This is a genomic window from Thiofilum flexile DSM 14609 (assembly GCF_000380185.1).
In the GTDB taxonomy this organism is placed as follows: domain Bacteria; phylum Pseudomonadota; class Gammaproteobacteria; order Thiotrichales; family Thiotrichaceae; genus Thiofilum; species Thiofilum flexile.
In genome coordinates this window covers 1-17325 of the sequence record NZ_KB904749.1, presented here as the reverse complement: position 1 = coordinate 17325, position 17325 = coordinate 1, and the positions used below count along the sequence as shown (strand labels likewise).

Below are 17325 nucleotides of genomic sequence, written 5' to 3'. Positions count from 1 at the left end.
CAATAGTGGGGGTAACCATCCCTCTAACTGATGCGTCTACATAACTCAATCAATTCCAATTCACAATTAAAGGACAATAAGATGGATGCAGTTAAAATTTTAGGTAGCTTATTAAGCAGTGGGGTACTGTCTAACGGCTCTGGTAGTAATGTACTAGGTAACCTACTCGGTGCTGCTTTGGGTGGAAACCAACAAGCCAATGGTATGATGGGTATGCTAGGCAGCCTATTAGGCGGCAGCAGTCAAGCATCAGGGGGTATGGGTGGCTTACTAGGTAGTCTACTAGGCGGTGGCGCTCAACAACGTCCTGCTCAACAAGGCGGCGGCATGGGTGACTTATTAGGTAGCCTATTAGGCGGTGGCGCTCAACAACGTCCTGCTCAACAAGGCGGCGGCATGGGCGACTTATTAGGCAGTCTATTAGGTGGCGGTGCTGCAACAAAGGGCATGGCTGCCAATGGAACGCCTGACCTTGGTAGTTTACTCGGTGGAGCCATGTCTAAATATTTAGGCTCACAAAATGGTAATCCTCAACTCAATGACCTGACCGATAGCTTCTTACCGCCTCAAGCCGTTAATCAACAAGCGGTACAAGATCAGGCTCTGCTATTAATTCGCACCATGATCAATGCGGCTAAAGCCGATGGTAATATTGATGCTCAAGAACAAGAGCGTATTTTATCCAAAATGGGTTCTTTGACGGCTGATGAAGCGGCCTTTATTCGCAATGAATTCCAAGCACCACTGGACGTAGCCGCGTTTATTCGCAGCATACCAGCGGGCATGGGGCAACAAATCTATACCGTATCTTTAATGGCGATTGATCTTGATACCCAACAAGAAGCGCAATACTTAGCGCAACTGGCACAAGGTCTGCACCTCAATGCTCAACTGTGTAATCAAATCCATGAGCAAGTTGGCGCACCGAAGATTTTCTCTTAATAGCCACAGCATACCGTTAATTAATAGCTAAGGGAGCAATCGCCCCTTAGCTACCTATCTCTCTAAACCATTTCTCCCCACCCTCCCATCTCGGTTATGCTAATTATTTAGCTACTCCGCAGGTATAGTTATGTTTAAAACAATCGCCTTAGCCGCACTACTGAGTGTCAGTGGGTTAATGCTCCATGCAGCACACGCCGATGAGGTGTGGAATACCAACACCGGCAAGATTACTTATGACTCCGAACAAGGCTCTGTTGCCGTTTGGACTTATGGCACTGGGACAGAGGCTGGCGTTATTTATGTCCTAGGTTTAGCCAAAGTTTATACCCATCGCGGGCGCTATGATGGTTATTGGGCGCAAACAACGGCTAAACAAAAATGTGATTCCGAGCGAGTCGGTGTTGACGGGGCGATGACACCGTATTGGGGACGTTTTCAGATTCGCTTTCTTGACAAAAACTTCCCCTCACGCTGGGAAGCGGTATGGAGCTATTGTGACGGCTCAGCTCAGGCCAACAAGATTATAGCCACACCCGCTCAGCCTTAAATAGGACTTAGCTATAAGTAGGTATACCAAAGTCATCGGGTATTTCTGGAGCAGTCTTGGCGGCAGGGATTGCCGCCTTGTAGCGTACAGGGACGTATTCACAGCGGCTGCGGAGGAAATACCTGATGACTTTGGCTCAAGTACTTAACGCCTTTAACATTAAACTTATCCAAACAACTAAAGATGTTATTTCATCCAAAGGCGCTATAATATTTTCCATTAATGTACTGATTATACCATCAGCTATCCCATCCATCGGTATTTTCAGTACTATCCTCTTTTTTTGCTTACACTGGTAGTAGCCCCATGTATCGAGTTAATCCTAATATGAAAGAACAAGAACAATTACATAAAATTCGTAAGGCTGTGATCCCGGTGGCAGGTTTAGGTACTCGCATGTTGCCTGCTACTAAGGCGATACCTAAAGAGATGCTTCCGGTCGTTGATAAACCGCTGATCCAATATATTGTGGCTGAATGTGTAGCAGCGGGAATTAAAGAAATTATTTTAGTCACACATTCGAGTAAAAACTCTATCGAAAATCATTTTGATACCAGTTTTGAACTCGAAACTATGCTAGAAAAGCGGGTTAAGCGCCAACTATTAGAAGAAGTGCGCTCCATTTGCCCTAAAGATGTGACCATTATGCATGTCCGTCAAGGCGTTGCTAAAGGTTTAGGTCATGCAGTGCTCTGTGCTCACCCTTTGATTGGTGATCAGCCCTTTGCAGTAGTGCTACCCGATGTATTGGTTGATGAGGTAGCTTGCAATCTCAAAACCGAAAATCTAGCCCGCATGTTGGCACTCTTTGATGAAACGGGAGCCAGCCAAATCATGGTGGAACCCGTCCCCTTAGAGAGTGTTTCTTCTTATGGTGTGGTGGATATTAATGGTCATTTCTTAGAACCGGGTAGTTCTGCACCCATGCAAGCTGTGGTGGAAAAACCCGCCGCACATCAAGCTCCCTCTAATCTTGCCGTAGTCGGACGTTATGTATTACCGGCTGCGATTTGGGATATGTTACGCCGCACCCCACCCGGTAAAGGGGATGAAATTCAACTGACGGATGCGATTGCGATGTTGATTGAGCACCCTGAATACTCGGTACATGCCTTTCATATGACCGGACGCAGCCATGATTGCGGTGATAAATTAGGCTATATGAAAGCAAATGTTGAATATGCGGCTCGTCATGCTCAACTCGCTCCTGAATTTAAAAGCTTTTTAAAAGAGCTGGTGAAAACCTTTGATTAACAATTGCTAATTACTTGAGCCAAAGTAATCGGGTATTTCTGGAGCAGTCTTGGCGGCAGGGATGCCGCCTTGTAGCGTACAGGGATGTATTCATAGCGGCTGCGGAAGAAATAATCGATTACTTTGGTATACCTACTTAGCACTTGTAGATTTTGGTACTAAGCTAAAAGCCAGTTAGACTGGCTTTTAGTTTATGGGACTAGGCGTTAGGCAAACGTGGCATGGCTAAAAAGGCGCGATGTAATTGATTCGCCCATTCATGACGCACGGAAATGAGGTAGGGATGATCAGCATCTAATTTAAAAGACTGTGCGGTTTTAAATTGATTGGTGCGATAAATCAGCAGCTCAATGGGAGGTCCTACACTCGCATTACTTTTCATGGTCGAATCCATGGAAATCAAGGAGCAAATGGCAGCATCTTCTAAGGAAGTAGCGGCATTAATAAAGCGATCAAGTACCGGTTTACCGTATTTACTTTCTCCAATTTGCAGGTAGGGGGTATCATCAGAGGTGGTTATATAATTCCCTTGCGGATAGATCATATAAAGATTATGGGGACGACCGCTAATTTGCCCACCTAGTACTAAAGTGGCATCTGGCATAAAACCAGTATTCTCGGAATGGCGTCTAATACGATTAACCAAGGTTTCACCGATATAATCGGCGATATCGGCGAGGTAGTTTAAGGTATTGAGGTTGTAAGGCTTGTCCTCCACAATGTCGCGGCGTAATTGTTGTAGAACACCTTGAGTAGTTCCTAAGTTACCCGCGCTCATCAGTACTAGAAACCGATCAGGATTGGTTTCAAAGACGTGCATTTTGCTGTAGGTGCTGACATTATCGATACCCGCATTAGTGCGGGAGTCGGATGTAAAGACTAAACCGTCTGTTAAATAGGTTGCAACGCAATAGGTCATGGATGCTTCTTGAGAGTTTTTGGTGAGATATAAATTATGCGACTCGCCCCTGAAGGTCAATGGTTAGCTGTGGAAACATTCACGCTCTATCATAAATAAGCTATGATTCGCCCCCTGCATGACTAGGTGCGGACTCAACCGATGCGGATTAACGAGGACTATTATTACTATGAAATTTAATCAACGTTTTCGGATGCTGCTAGCAGGAGCGGTATTAGTAGGCACTGTACTACTGTTATTATTTGTATTTTTTGCCACCCAAAGCCTGTTAGATGTATGGGCACGCCTACAAACGCTACCTAGTTGGCTCTTTTATACTTATCTTACTTTAATTCTTGGCGTTATCTTAAGTAGTGCCTGGGTGATGTATAAACTACTTTTCCCCAGCCGTTCCCGTAAAGCAGATAATACCCCCCCTACCGCTGAAAGCCTCACCCAAGAAATTCAGCAAGTCGAAGACTCCGGCATTGATATGACGGCTATTCGTGAGGAGCTTAAAAAATTACAAACACGTAAAGAAGCTGGACAAATTCATATTGCGTTTTATGGTGATGTGAGTACGGGCAAATCCTCGATTATCAAAGCCCTCTTACCAGAGGCGAATGTGGAGATAAACCTCAGAGGTGGCTCCACGCGTGAAGTATCAGAATACCGTTGGACTAGTAGTGCAGGTGATCAGCTCTTACTCACTGACCTCCCCGGACGCAATGAAGCAGAGGGTGAATTAGATCAAGTCGCCTTAGATGAAGCCATTCGGGCGCAAATGGTTGTTTATGTCACGGACTCGGATCTGAGTCGCACCCAATTCAATGATATTCAAACCCTCTATCAATTTAATAAACCCACTATTATTGCGGTTAATAAGAGCGATCTTTATACCGCAGAAGAAAAAATTCAAATTCGTGAACAAATTGAATCGCGTTTTGAAGATAAAGGCCCACAAGTTGTCTTTGTACAATCCGGTGGACAAGAAGAAGTGGTACGGATAAATCCCGATGGACACGAAGAAACCTTCATGCGCCCCCGTAAAGTTAAAATTGAGTCTCTCGCTAAGGCTATTCAGACCATTATTGATGACCGCGAGGAACTACTAGGTGAGTTACGGGATGCGAGTGTTTTCAGTCTAGTCAAACAAAAACTAGATGCCACCAAACGCGCTCATCGTTATGATCAGGGTAAGAAAATTGTCCATACCAGCACTCGGAATGCGGTACTCGGAGCGATGGCAGCGATGGCTCCGGGGACAGATATTGTGATTCAAGGTATTATTGGCACCCGCATGGTTCAAGAACTATGCAAGCTGTATGATAGCCCCGTCAGCCAATTAGACCTCGACGATTTCTTAGACTTCAGCCAGAATCAGGTGAAAAAAACGCTGCCTATCATCCTTGCTGTGATTGGTAATGGTTTAAAGGCCTTTCCGGGGATAGGAACGGTGGCAGGAGGCATGGTACATGCTGTCGCTTATGGTTTGATTTTTGATGCCTTAGGCAATGCGGTTTTACATACTTTAGAGCAGCGGGGAGAACTAAAAGCCGCACCTGCTGCCATTACCTTTAGGGAGATGTTGAGTGGAAATCTGGAAGAACGTACAAAAACATTTGCCAGATTGGTTATCGACCATTACAAATCAGGTTCCAGTGCTAAACAAGAAGAGCAGCGCTGAATCGGTTGAGGTCATAACTGAGCCAAGGATGGCAGAGACACCTGAACCCTCCACCGGCGGCGAACAGCATTTAAAACTCGCCACAGACAGCTTAAGGAAGCTATTTGAGGATAATGTCCCCACGAATGTGCGGGATGCCCTGCAAGAGGATTACGATCAAATCCGCGCTATGCTAGAAAAGCTAGAGCAAGGCCATGTGCATATTGCGGTGTTTGGGCGCGTGAGTGTAGGTAAATCCTCGCTCTTGAATGCGTTATTAGGTAAAAATGTATTTAGCACCAGCGTATTACATGGCGAAACTAAACAAGCCTCCATGAATCAGTGGCCTGAATACTCCGATCATGGTATTTACCTTATCGATACGCCGGGGATTAATGAGGTACAAGGCGAGGAGCGGGAAAGGCTGGCCTATGAAGTTTCGCGCCGTGCGGATTTACTTTTATTCGTCATTGATAGCGATATAACCGAAGTCGAGTTTGAAGCACTCAAACAAGTTGCCCAAGTTCACCGCCCGATTATTTTAGTCGTCAATAAGGCGGATCGTTATACCGAAGCCGAGCGTAAGCAATTACGTGCCATTTTGCGTACTCGCACTCAGGGCATTATTGCGCCCGAAAATATTGTATTTACCGTCTCACAAGTGCGTAATCAAACGATTATTACCGTTGATGATAAAGGTGAAGAGCACGAAAGTGTACGCCAGCGCCCTATTGATATTGCCGCTTTAAAAATGCGTCTCTGGGATATTATTGAAGCTGATGGTAAAACCTTATCCGCTTTAAATGCGTCCCTATTTGCCAGCGATTTAAGCCAAGAAGTTTCCGAGCGGATTTTAACCGTTAAGCGTCAGTTAGGTGCTAAAACGATTCGTTTGTACTGCATTGCCAAAGGGGTTGCCGTTGCGGTGAATCCGATTCCGGTTGCGGATTTGGTTGCGGCGGCTGCCATTGATGCAGCGATGGTTTTACACCTATCTAAGCTCTATGGCTTACCCATGTCGATGAAAGAGTCTAAGGAGCTTATTACCGTCATTATCACCCATCTGACCTTGCTCATGGGGGCTACTTGGGTGGTGAATCTACTCTCCTCGGCGCTGAAAGTTTCTACCTTTGGAGTATCAACTTTGATTACTGCTGCCACACAAGGGGCTTTGGCGTGGTATAGTACCTTAGTCATCGGGCAAGTTGCGGAGCGTTGGTTAGCTAACGGCAAATCATGGGGCGATGCCGGACCTAAGTTAGTGGTGCAACAAATTTTGGATAGTCTTGATCGTGATTCAGTCATGTCTGAGGCACGGGAAGAAATTTTATCGTATATCCGCACTAAAAAAGACAAGGATAAATAATGCCTCAATCTCTACGGCGTTGGTTAGTAATAGCGGTAGTCATCTGTGCCGCTATCTATCAGTATTTTTTCAATCGGGGCTATCAAAGTAGCGTGCCAGCCCCCACCACCTCCGCACAAAGTGTCGCCTTAAGTGCTAAAGACCAAACCAACGCCGTTGCTAAAATTCAACAAGCCTTACGTGAACAAAATACCGAAGCTAAATTTTGGGTCACTTTATCTGGTAAGGTTATTAAATTACTCAAAGATGATCGTGAAGGCTCCATGCATCAACGCTTTCTCATTGAAATAGCGCCTAATATCACTTTATTAATTGCCCATAATATTGATATCGCAAAACGAGTACCTGTTAAACAGAGTGATACCCTCACACTCAGAGGCGAATATGTGTGGAACGATAAAGGCGGTGTGCTCCATTGGACTCATCATGACCCTAAAGGCCGCACGCAAGGCGGCTGGATCGACTATCAAGGACTACGCTATCAGTGACCATCCGCATCTAATAGCCACGCTTTTTCAAACGCTATTAAATAGTCTTTCGTTGAGCTTTTTAAATGCTGACGGACTAAATCACATTCAGCATTATATTTTGCTACATTGATTTGACCGCGCATTAATTGAAAGCGTAAATAAACCAGCCAAGTATTTAACACATCCGTTTCACAGTAATGGCGAATATCCGCTATTTTACCAGCTTGATAAGCATCCCATACTTTAGAGCCATCCATACCCATTTTACCCGGAAATCCCATCATCGTGGCTAACTCATCTAAAGGCGCATTAGCACGTCCAGTATAAAGCGCTAATAAATCCATTAAATCGGTATGGCGTAAATGATAGCGGCTAATATAGTTATTATATTTAAAGCTCGAATCATCCTCACCTAAGTCCCAATAGCGCGGCGCACTGATTTTATGGAGCATGGCGCGATAATGTAACACGGGTAAATCAAAACCCCCTCCATTCCACGACACTAAGGTAGGTGAGTATTTTTCAATGCCATCAAAAAAGCGTTGAATTAGCTCTTTTTCACTGGCCTGCTCATCGCCTAATGACCACACCTTAAACTCATCATTACGCCCACGAAAGGTCACTGAAATCGCGACAATGCGCTGCAAATGATGCGGCAAAAACTCCGATCCAGTTTTTTGAAAGCGTAAATGAAACATTGCTTTAGCAACACCATCAGGGTCTAAATCACCCAATTCATAAATACGCCGCCCGCCTTCAATATCAGGGACTGTTTCAATATCAAATACTAATGTGTTCATTTTTGTCCTTTAAGCCGGAAAAACGCCTGTGGAAATATAGCGATCACCCCGATCACAGATAATGGTGACTATGGTAGCATGCTCCACGGTCTGTGCGAGTCTAAGGGCAGCAGCCACCGCTCCACCGGAGGATACGCCACAAAAAATGCCCTCCTCAGTCGCTAAGCGGCGCATAGTGGTCTCGGCCTCTACTTGGGTGACATCTATCTCTAGATCAATCAGGGCGGGATTAAAAATTTGGGGCAAATATTCCGGCGTCCAACGGCGAATCCCCGGAATCTGATCTTGTTGCGTGGCTGGACGTACCCCAACAATTTGAATTTCAGGGTTTTGCTCTTTGAGATAGCGTCCGGTTCCCATAATGGTTCCCGTCGTACCCATGCTACTGACAAAATGAGTGACCTGTCCTTGCGTATCGCGCCAAATCTCTGGCCCAGTTCCTACATAATGAGCACGAGGATTATCAGGATTGGCAAATTGGTTTAATACTTTACCCTTCCCTTCACGCTCCATTTGCAAAGCTAAATCACGCGCCCCTTCCATGCCGCCTTGCTCTTTACTCACCAAAATCAACTCCGCTCCATAGGCTCGCATAGATGCACGACGCTCGGCACTCATGGTGTCTGGCATAATGAGTAGCATCTTATAGCCTTTCATCGCAGCAACCATGGCTAACGCAATACCGGTATTACCACTAGTCGCCTCAATTAAGGTATCGCCTGCTTTAATATCGCCCCGTAATTCAGCTTGTTGAATCATAGAATAGGCAGGCCGATCTTTGACCGATCCGGCAGGGTTATTGCCCTCTAATTTAACTAATAAAGTATTGCTCGTCTGAGCAGACAGACGTTGTAATTCGACTAAAGGGGTATTACCAATAAAGGATTCCAGCGTTGGATAGCGCATAGTGACTCATCTAACTATTCATCATGATCAGTCACTATACACGCGGAATGAAAGGGCGCAAAGCTCCTCTCTACATGTTCAGTTGTGATGCTTTTGTTGTACTATATACTTAAATTCATATTTAACTATGTATTAGGATACACAATATGCAGACCTTATTGACTACAAAAACGGTTTCCATGACTGAACTACGCGAGCCTGCCAAGATTTTTAGTCAAGCGGGTGATACCCCTATTGCTATTCTAAATCGTAATCAAGTAGTGGGTTATTTCGTACCCATCAGTGCCGTGGAAATCATTCCGGCTCGTCCTGCGGGTTTAGAGGCTGTCAAACAGGCTTTTGCTATTCAGAAACAACGGCTTACCCCTGCATTAGATTATTTGCGGGATAAATAATGACTTACGTTTTATTAAGTGCTGAAGAGATTGAGTACCTACACGAGCAAGTACTGTATGAAGGCGAGTTAGCGGGTTTAGCAGGCGATAAGTCGCTAGTCAGTGCATTAGCACGCGTCGAAAATCGCCTAACTTATGGTTTAATCAACGATGTTTACGAACTAGCAGCGACCTATGCCACCGTATTAGCGGTAGGGCATGTATTCAATGATGGTAATAAGCGCACAGCGTTTACCGCTATGAATATCTGCCTGGTGTTAAATGGGATTGATCCAACGTTTGATGTGATAGAAGCCGCCGATGTGATTATTGAAGTAGCACAAGGTAAGCGAGATGAGCAAGATTTAGCGGCTTGGCTGCGCAGCCACATCATTGGGGCATAGTGACTATTCATCATGATCAGTCACTATACACGCGGAATGAGAGGGCGCAAAGCCTATGCTACGAGCAAGCCTTGAACGCTATTTTGTAGGACTTGAGCCGTTTCTTGCCAATTTTGTTCTAGCATCACGGCATGTCCGGCATTCACCCAATCCAATTGACAACGGTAAGTGCTCGCCGTCCATTGCACAATACCGGTGGGTACTAAGCGATCATGACGCGCCCCCACTACACTTAATGGCGTTTTCATCACCCGCGATACCAAAGGCAAAGCCATATTTAAATCCCACAACAAACGCATTGATTCGCGTTGCGGTGTCGCAAACCAACGCGCTAGGTCTGTCTCTTCCGCTGGGTGATAAAACAAAATATCACGGGCAAAACTGGTATCCGCCATTTCAGGAAAGCTATACACCTTCGCCATTTGCATAGCGAGTAGTGGATTCGTCAAGGTACTCGAAATCGACAATGGCATCATGCCTTGCGGGGGCAAGCTACACATTAATACCGCAGCAGGCGCTTGATACTCGGATAAATAGCGCTGCACCACCATTCCACCCATGGAATGCCCGACTAATATCGGCTCGCGTCCGGTGGATTGTTGAATACGTAACACCGTTTGGCGTACATCTGCCACAAAATCATGCAGAGCCAATTGATCTAAGGGCTTACCCGCTGGTGAGTTACCATGCCCACGTAAACTGACTGCAAAAGGATGAAAACCTCGTTTAGCAAACCAAGGCATAAAATACTCATCCCAAATCCAAGCACCACTTAAAATGCCGTGGACAAATAAAATAGGCACAGCCGAATCGGACGCTGCTGCAGAGCGCTCTAAAACTTCTAATGACATGAAAAATCCTTTTGACCGAAAGCGTAGTGAACATACTACGCTTTGGCTAGTGACGTGAAGCTAATTCATGGGCATATCATTGCCCTCTATTACTGATTATTCTCAATGACGATTACGATTCATCTCGAACTCCTGATACTTCTGCGCTACATGGGCATCAGAATAGTCACCATCCACCGTATTCTGAACACTGCGTCCATCCAACCCTTGAATACTATCAATAGAACCACCCCACCACTCTCGATTACGCAATACACCGATGAAAGGGCTTAAGTAACAATCCAAATGTCCTTTACCCGGAGCAGATATTTCAGCACTCAATGCGGTCAGATAATCTACTTTATGTGTGCGTTGCCACTCAATGCAAAAGCCTGCTCGATGGCAAAGCTCACTGTGGATGATCAGCATAGTACGACCATTCCCATCAAGAAATGGGTGCCCATAAGCAAACCACCCCATTACCTCACCCAAACGATGACGTAGAGCCTTTTTATTTTGTCCTATACGTAGCCCCTCCTCCACAGCACGTCGAACATCAAAGGGGTGGCAAAACATTATATTAGCCTTAGATACAGCACTGTTGGGTGCTGTTGCTGCACGATCCTGACCAGCCCAAGGGTAGAGTTCTAAGAACAAAATACGATGAACAGCGAGAAAATCTTCATAAACGAGCGTTTTACGCTTTGCCACATAAGCCAAGGCCTCATCTAACCCAGCACGAAACATTGTGTGCTCAAGCTCACGTACAATATCTGGATCTTTTTCTTTAAATCGATTACGCAAGTAACCCGCTTGGTCAAAATCCTTAAATGGGTCGAACACTCTGTTGCCGCTCCCTCAAGTAATTAACCGCTAATATCGCAACATCTTGCTTCGAGAGTTTTCCAGCTCGTTTCAATGCAATAAGAAGATCTTCAATACCATCCGATTTCACCTCATCCCCAGCCAAACGTGTGACCGTATCAGCCCACTGATCCATTGGGTTATCGGTGTAAATAATTTGATGCTGATAAGCAAGATCTTGTATATAGCGAGCCACCCCCTTGGTCGGGATTGTTTGCTGTAGAGATAAAGCGTTATTTTTAGGTTTGCGCCGCTGGCTGCGTACCCACACTATCCTTCCATCAATCATCAGCTTGCGTGAAATTCGGGGCGTTTCCGTCTCAATGACAATCTCGTCTGTACTTCCAGAACTAAAAGGGGTGGGCTTTTCATGTAATACAAGCCCCCATTTCTTAGTAACCTCACGGATAATCGTCTCCAGACTTGCTTGAGGTCTTACCTGCCCATTTCCTGCCACTTGCTTTGCCTTCGCATAAACTCCTGAGGCCAACCGCAGAAGCTCGCCTTTCTTTAATAGGGCATTCAACACATGTGTTACCTGTGTCTGGCTTCCTAAAGCAGCAATATCTGAGCGAAATATCACAGTCCCTGAACGACGTTTGATCGACTGGCGCATGCGAGCTTCAAGTTTCATGACAAGTACCTCTTCATACCTATACTACTATTTTAATAGATATTCTTATAAAATTCAATTTTTACTTTAATTACATATAGTTATGCCATGGTTTTCAATCAAAAAACCGGCATCACTTGTAATAAAAAAACGCCCTATAATCGGAGTACTTATAAACATTTCAAACACAAAAATAGATAAGCCCACGCTTCCATGGGCTTATCTGTTAACTTCTGCTAGTCAGTCACTACTAATCTATGATCACTCCCACTCAATCGTAGCCGGTGGTTTACCAGAGATATCATACACCACACGCGATACCCCTTTGAGTTCATTGATAATGCGGCGCGATACCACATCCAAAAACTCATAGGGTAAATAGGCCCAACGGGCGGTCATAAAATCAATCGTTTCCACCGCACGTAGTGCGATCACATGATCATAACGCCGCCCGTCTCCGGTCACTCCGACCGACTTCACCGGCAGAAATACCGCAAAGGCTTGCGCCGTTTTGTCATATAAATCGTGTTTACGTAACTCTTCAATGAAAATATGATCAGCTAGGCGCAATACATCGGCATACTCTTTTTTCACCTCACCTAAAATCCGCACCCCTAAACCAGGGCCGGGGAAAGGATGGCGATAAACCATCGCTGGCGGTAAACCTAGTGCCACCCCCATGACGCGAACTTCGTCTTTGAATAGCTCGCGTAAGGGTTCTACTAAGCCTAGTTTCATATGTTCAGGTAAGCCACCCACATTGTGATGCGATTTAATCACATGCGCTTTGCCGGTTTTACTGCCTGCCGATTCAATCACATCGGGATAAATCGTACCTTGAGCTAGCCATCTAGCATTGCTGAGTTTTTGGGATTCTTCGTCAAAAATTTCAACGAAGACTCGACCAATAATTTTACGTTTCGCTTCAGGATCGGATACGCCTTTTAATTCGGTCAGAAAGCGCTCTTCCGCATTGACACGAATCACTTTGACACCCATATGCTCGGCGAAGGTATTCATTACTTGATCACCTTCTTGATAGCGTAAGAGTCCAGTATCAACAAAGACACAGGTAAGCTGATCACCAATCGCTTTGTGCAGTAAAGCGGCTACAACCGAGGAGTCCACCCCGCCAGATAAGCCTAGAATCACCTCATCCGAGCCAACCTGAGCACGTACTCGCTCAATGCTGTCTTCAATAATATTGCTCGTCGTCCATAAGCCTGCACAGCCAGAAATATCCCGTACAAAACGCTCTAAAATCGCTTTACCCTGTTTGGTATGGGTGACTTCTGGGTGAAATTGCAACGCATAGAGTTGACGAGACTCATCTGCCATCGCCGCAATCGGGGCACTATCGGTACTCGCCATGAGCTTAAAGCCTGCTGGCATTTCCGTCACTTTATCCCCGTGTGACATCCATACGTCCAACATGCCATGCCCTTCGGCAGTGGTCGAGTCAGCAATATGATTGAGTAATCGGGTATGTCCTCGCGCTCGTACCGATGCATAGCCAAACTCGCTATGATCAGAGCCTTCAACCTTACCCCCTAATTGCACCGCCATCGTTTGCATGCCGTAGCAAATACCCAGTACTGGCAAACCTAAAGTAAATACATTAGGCGGGGCAAAGGGTGCATTAGTTTGTGTGACCGACTCAGGACTACCGGAGAGAATAATCCCTTTCGCCCCAAACTCAATCACGTCTTGTTCGGTAATATCCCAAGGTAGAATTTCACAATAAACGCCTATTTCACGCACCCGTCGTGCGATCAGCTGAGTGTATTGTGAACCAAAATCTAAGATGAGAATTCGGTCAGAATGAATATCGTGGTTCATAGTTACACTCGATAGTTAGGAGCTTCTTTAGTAATAGTGACATCATGGACATGAGACTCACGCATGCCTGCCGAGGTAATCCGTACAAAAGAAGGCTTAGTACGCATCTCGTCTAAATTGGCACAGCCTACATACCCCATGCTCGCCCGCACGCCACCCATTAATTGATGAATAATAGGCATCAGAGCGCCTTTATAAGGCACACGTCCCTCAATACCTTCGGGTACGAGTTTATCCACGGCATTTTCAGATTCTTGGAAATAGCGATCACTCGAACCTTTCGCCATAGCACCTAGTGAACCCATCCCGCGATAGGCTTTATAAGAGCGACCTTGGAAAATTTCAATTTCACCCGGTGCTTCATCTGTTCCCGCAAAGAGGCCGCCTAACATGACGCAATCGGCACCAGAGGCTAGCGCTTTAGCCACATCGCCCGAATAGCGAATGCCACCATCGGCAATCATAGGGACGCCTGTACCTTGTAAGGCACTAGATACATTCATAATAGCGCTAATTTGTGGCACCCCCACACCGGCTACAATCCGGGTGGTACAAATAGACCCAGGGCCAATACCGACCTTAACCCCGTCGGCTCCGGCTTTCACTAAATCAAGTGCAGCTGCTCCGGTTGCAATATTGCCACCAATGACCTGTACATGAGGGAAGTTCTTTTTCACCCAAGTCACTCGATCCAGCACACCTTGTGAATGACCATGCGCCGTATCTACAACGATCACATCCACACCAGCCTCGACCAAAGCCAGCACACGTTCCTCAGTGCCATGTCCCACACCGACCGCTGCACCGACTCGTAAACTACCAAAGGCATCTTTACTCGCATGGGGGTAGTCGGTGGATTTTTGAATATCTTTGACTGTGATTAGGCCGCGTAATTGGAATTTATCATTCACCACCAGTACTTTTTCAATCCGGTGCTTATGTAATAAATGTTCAATTTCATCACGCCCTGCCCCTTCGGTTACTGTTACCAGACGCTCTTGTGGGGTCATAATGGTACTAACAGGTTCATCTAAACGGGTTTCAAAACGCAAATCGCGTCCGGTCACGATCCCTACTAATTTTTCGCCGAGTACGACCGGTACACCGGAAATATTTTTCGCGCGGGTTAATTCCATCACATCACGGATGGTGGTGTCGGGTGTCACAGTAATGGGGTCTTTAATAATACCGCTTTCGTATTTTTTAACAGCACGCACTTGGCGGGCTTGTTGTTGGGCACTCATATTTTTATGAATTACCCCCAGCCCCCCCTCTTGAGCGAGCGCTATGGCTAGACGGTATTCGGTGACCGTATCCATCGCGGCTGAAACCAAGGGAATATTAAGACGAATGTTACGGGTTAATTGGCAACTCAGATCCGTATTGGCAGGCAGGACGGTCGAGTGAGCGGGGACGAGGAGCACATCGTCAAAAGTAAGGGCTTCCTGAAGGATACGCATACTATTTTCCAGACCTATTAAAAGTAGGCGGCTAATTATAGGGTTTGTGCGATAAGTGGTAAATGGGTAATTAGCTAAGACACTAATACAACTTAACTAGCCCTTTAGATGTTGGCCTGTTTCCAGCTCATCTAGCGTAATATGTAAACCCGTTGCTTGAAAATTCTCATAGGAACGCATCGCTTGCGCTTCGTACTCTAACCGCGCTTGCTCTTGAGCGACATAATTATCAACAGCCTCTAATACCAAACTATGTAAAGAGCGTTGTTTATGTTTAGCCAACTGTGCTAAAGCCTCTTTACGAGCGCCTAATTTAATGAAAGTAGTACCCGATGAGCCTGTATGTGTATTCTTCTCTACCATGATGAATCTCTTAATCAGTGTTACCTAGTGCCACCTCTTAGGATAAGCTTATTTTTAGAGAGAGGAAATTTAACTATATGTTACTAACTAATTTTGCACTCTTACTCATCGGCTACTCCCTATTTAGTGCTTTATTACTCAGCATTACTCGTCTACGGACTCAGTTAGGGCGGCTGCAAGCCTTATTAGGTCTGCTATTACTAGGGTTATTAAGTATCCTACAACTCAGCCATTTTGCTTTCTTACAGTTTCAATCGCCCTTCATTCATAGCCTAGGCTACAGTTGTACTTTATTTGCCATTGCTCCTACTTTTTATCTATTCAACAAGCCCTTTCTCTATGGCACGCCCCACTATAGACCATCGCAACTATTACATTATTTACCTGTTTTACTAGGCTTTATGCTGAGGCCTCACCAAGCACTACTATGGGCTTTTTTAATCGGAGCGGGGTATTTAATCTGGCTCGCTACGAGTGTGTATGCGCTTCGTGCCCAACGTAATCGCTTTAAAGGGGAGCTATTGATACTCAGTGCGGTATTTATCATCGCCTTAGCGGTATCAGGCTTGGTATTACTCCTACCGTGGTTAACGGAGCAAGTGTTTTTCAGCCTCTATGCGACTGCCATTGGATTAGCCTTTTTATTGACTAATTTTGTGTTAAACCTCGCCCCCGAATTACCCGAACAAGTCACCGAAGCAGCGCAAGAAACCTATGCAGTCTCCACCCTCACCCAAGTGGATTGCCCGCAAGTATTAGAGCGCTTAACCACCCTGATGCAGCAACAACGCTTCACCGATCCTGAGCTAGACCTTGCTACCCTCGCCCATGAATTAGGTATCACCAGCCATCAACTGTCTGAACTGATTAATACCCAACTTGGCAAAGGCTTTGCACGTTATATGCGTGAATGGCGAGTAGAGGCGGCTAAGACGCAATTGATTAACGAACCAAAGGCTTCGGTGCTCTCGATTGGTTTAAGTGTAGGCTTTAATTCGCAGTCTAATTTCTATTCAGCGTTTCGGGAAATTACCGGCATGACACCGAGCGCTTTTCGTAAGCTAATGCTCAAGACTAGCACTGGCTAGACCACTATTATTTATTTTTTCGTACTAGATTATAAATAACAATAGCAACCGATAAAGCAGGCACCCAAACTACAGAAAACAATACAAAATCAACAATAGATGGATCTGAAATTTTGAATACACTCATTATAGCCATAGTCACTATTGCCAACACTATTGAGGGAACAATCAATATCTTGGGTGTAATGTTATAGTGAGCTGGCAAAATTTTGGTTGCCAAGTTGCTAATTGCTACACATGGCAGTAATAAAATCACTACTGGAATTATAACTCTTACTAAGATAACAATTATGATGAGGGGGATGCCTAGCAGGATGTCTTCCATCGTTAAGCCTTAAAATACAAACAGTACCTCCCACTTTAACAGACCCTATACAACCTGAGTTCGACATAAGAAAATCTGTTAATTCATTGATTACAATGCAATAAGTGCAGAGCTACTAAGATTTAACGAGGGTTTTCGGGGTTGATAGGTATAAGCAATCAATCCCGCGACCACATCTGCCATATAATTCGTCAAAGAACGATGACGAGAATGCTCGACTTGAGATTGATTTTTTAGTTGATCATTGATGGTCTCAATAATCGCCCGCTTACGCAGTAATAGCTGATCCCATAGGCTTCTCACAACGGGTTTC

20 protein-coding genes are annotated in these 17325 nt (G+C 45.3%); 9 read left to right on the top strand and 11 right to left on the bottom strand.

Annotation, left to right across the window (positions count from 1 at the left end; all coding sequences use genetic code 11):
* The first annotated feature begins 81 nt into the window (after positions 1-81).
* From A3IK_RS0103060 to galU, 3 genes are all read left to right on the top strand, one after another.
* Positions 82-942 (top strand): tellurite resistance TerB family protein, encoded by an 861-nt coding sequence (locus A3IK_RS0103060; RefSeq protein WP_020558499.1) that lies wholly within the window; start codon positions 82-84, stop codon positions 940-942.
* Between the two features lie 130 nt (positions 943-1072).
* Positions 1073-1492, top strand: coding sequence for a hypothetical protein (locus A3IK_RS18325; protein WP_020558498.1), 420 nt, complete (start codon positions 1073-1075; stop codon positions 1490-1492).
* A 306-nt stretch (positions 1493-1798) separates the two neighbouring features.
* A complete protein-coding gene (galU, locus tag A3IK_RS0103050; protein ID WP_020558497.1) occupies positions 1799-2746 on the top strand; it encodes a UTP--glucose-1-phosphate uridylyltransferase GalU in 948 nt (315 codons plus the stop codon).
* A gap of 199 nt (positions 2747-2945) precedes the next feature.
* Here the strand turns inward: galU and A3IK_RS0103045 are convergent, their stop codons facing one another.
* Positions 2946-3665, bottom strand: coding sequence for a proteasome-type protease (locus A3IK_RS0103045; protein WP_020558496.1), 720 nt, complete (start codon positions 3663-3665; stop codon positions 2946-2948).
* 169 nt (positions 3666-3834) lie between these two features.
* Between A3IK_RS0103045 and A3IK_RS0103040 the strand changes: the two genes are divergently transcribed.
* The 3 genes from A3IK_RS0103040 to A3IK_RS0103030 are packed head-to-tail and all read left to right on the top strand — an operon-like array spanning position 3835 to position 7164.
* A complete protein-coding gene (locus tag A3IK_RS0103040; protein ID WP_020558495.1) occupies positions 3835-5331 on the top strand; it encodes a GTPase in 1497 nt (498 codons plus the stop codon).
* A 28-nt stretch (positions 5332-5359) separates the two neighbouring features.
* On the top strand, positions 5360-6676 hold the full coding sequence (locus A3IK_RS0103035; RefSeq protein WP_020558494.1) for a GTP-binding protein: 1317 nt from the start codon (positions 5360-5362) through the stop codon (positions 6674-6676).
* On the top strand, positions 6676-7164 hold the full coding sequence (locus A3IK_RS0103030) for a DUF3465 domain-containing protein (RefSeq protein WP_020558493.1): 489 nt from the start codon (positions 6676-6678) through the stop codon (positions 7162-7164). Before A3IK_RS0103035 ends, A3IK_RS0103030 begins: the two co-directional genes overlap by 1 nt.
* Here the strand turns inward: A3IK_RS0103030 and A3IK_RS0103025 are convergent.
* Positions 7158-7946 (bottom strand): 3'-5' exonuclease, encoded by a 789-nt coding sequence (locus A3IK_RS0103025; RefSeq protein WP_020558492.1) that lies wholly within the window; start codon positions 7944-7946, stop codon positions 7158-7160. The two genes, A3IK_RS0103030 and A3IK_RS0103025, sit on opposite strands and share 7 nt — an antisense overlap.
* 9 nt (positions 7947-7955) lie before the next feature.
* Entirely contained in the window at positions 7956-8852 is an 897-nt protein-coding gene (cysM, locus tag A3IK_RS0103020) for a cysteine synthase CysM (RefSeq protein WP_020558491.1), read from the bottom strand.
* Between the two features lie 146 nt (positions 8853-8998).
* Here cysM and A3IK_RS0103015 point away from each other — a divergent pair, with 146 nt between their 5' ends.
* Complete coding sequence (locus A3IK_RS0103015; protein ID WP_020558490.1) at positions 8999-9247, top strand: type II toxin-antitoxin system Phd/YefM family antitoxin; 249 nt, start codon at positions 8999-9001, stop codon at positions 9245-9247.
* Entirely contained in the window at positions 9247-9630 is a 384-nt protein-coding gene (locus tag A3IK_RS0103010) for a type II toxin-antitoxin system death-on-curing family toxin (protein ID WP_020558489.1), read from the top strand. The genes A3IK_RS0103015 and A3IK_RS0103010 overlap by 1 nt, the downstream gene beginning before the upstream one ends.
* Positions 9631-9683: 53 nt before the next feature.
* Here the strand turns inward: A3IK_RS0103010 and A3IK_RS0103005 are convergent, their stop codons facing one another.
* The 6 genes from A3IK_RS0103005 to A3IK_RS18320 all read right to left on the bottom strand — a co-directional run bounded on the left by A3IK_RS0103005 (position 9684) and on the right by A3IK_RS18320 (position 15599).
* Positions 9684-10481 (bottom strand): alpha/beta hydrolase, encoded by a 798-nt coding sequence (locus A3IK_RS0103005; protein ID WP_020558488.1) that lies wholly within the window; start codon positions 10479-10481, stop codon positions 9684-9686.
* A 102-nt stretch (positions 10482-10583) separates the two neighbouring features.
* Positions 10584-11303: a Fic/DOC family protein gene (locus tag A3IK_RS0103000; RefSeq protein WP_020558487.1), complete on the bottom strand. Its 720-nt coding sequence runs from the start codon at positions 11301-11303 to the stop codon at positions 10584-10586.
* The gene (locus A3IK_RS0102995; RefSeq protein WP_020558486.1) at positions 11287-11958 is read right to left on the bottom strand and encodes a DUF6088 family protein; all 672 of its coding nucleotides are present in this window, start codon (positions 11956-11958) and stop codon (positions 11287-11289) included. The genes A3IK_RS0103000 and A3IK_RS0102995 overlap by 17 nt, the downstream gene beginning before the upstream one ends.
* A 240-nt stretch (positions 11959-12198) precedes the next feature.
* On the bottom strand, positions 12199-13776 hold the full coding sequence (gene guaA / locus A3IK_RS0102990) for a glutamine-hydrolyzing GMP synthase (RefSeq protein WP_020558485.1): 1578 nt from the start codon (positions 13774-13776) through the stop codon (positions 12199-12201).
* Positions 13777-13778: 2 nt separating this feature from the next.
* On the bottom strand, positions 13779-15236 hold the full coding sequence (gene guaB, locus A3IK_RS0102985; RefSeq protein ID WP_020558484.1) for an IMP dehydrogenase: 1458 nt from the start codon (positions 15234-15236) through the stop codon (positions 13779-13781).
* Between the two features lie 96 nt (positions 15237-15332).
* Positions 15333-15599, bottom strand: a complete 267-nt coding sequence (locus A3IK_RS18320) for a CopG family ribbon-helix-helix protein (RefSeq protein ID WP_020558483.1) — start codon at positions 15597-15599, stop codon at positions 15333-15335.
* Between the two features lie 77 nt (positions 15600-15676).
* Between A3IK_RS18320 and A3IK_RS0102975 the strand changes: the two genes are divergently transcribed.
* Positions 15677-16687, top strand: a complete 1011-nt coding sequence (locus tag A3IK_RS0102975; RefSeq protein ID WP_020558482.1) for a helix-turn-helix domain-containing protein — start codon at positions 15677-15679, stop codon at positions 16685-16687.
* A 7-nt stretch (positions 16688-16694) separates the two neighbouring features.
* Here the strand turns inward: A3IK_RS0102975 and A3IK_RS21470 are convergent, their stop codons facing one another.
* Both A3IK_RS21470 and A3IK_RS18315 read right to left on the bottom strand, forming a co-directional pair.
* On the bottom strand, positions 16695-17012 hold the full coding sequence (locus A3IK_RS21470; RefSeq protein ID WP_020558481.1) for a hypothetical protein: 318 nt from the start codon (positions 17010-17012) through the stop codon (positions 16695-16697).
* 90 nt (positions 17013-17102) lie between these two features.
* Positions 17103-17325, bottom strand: a 223-nt coding sequence (locus tag A3IK_RS18315) for a transposase (RefSeq protein WP_020558480.1), incomplete at its 5' end; no start/stop codon positions are given.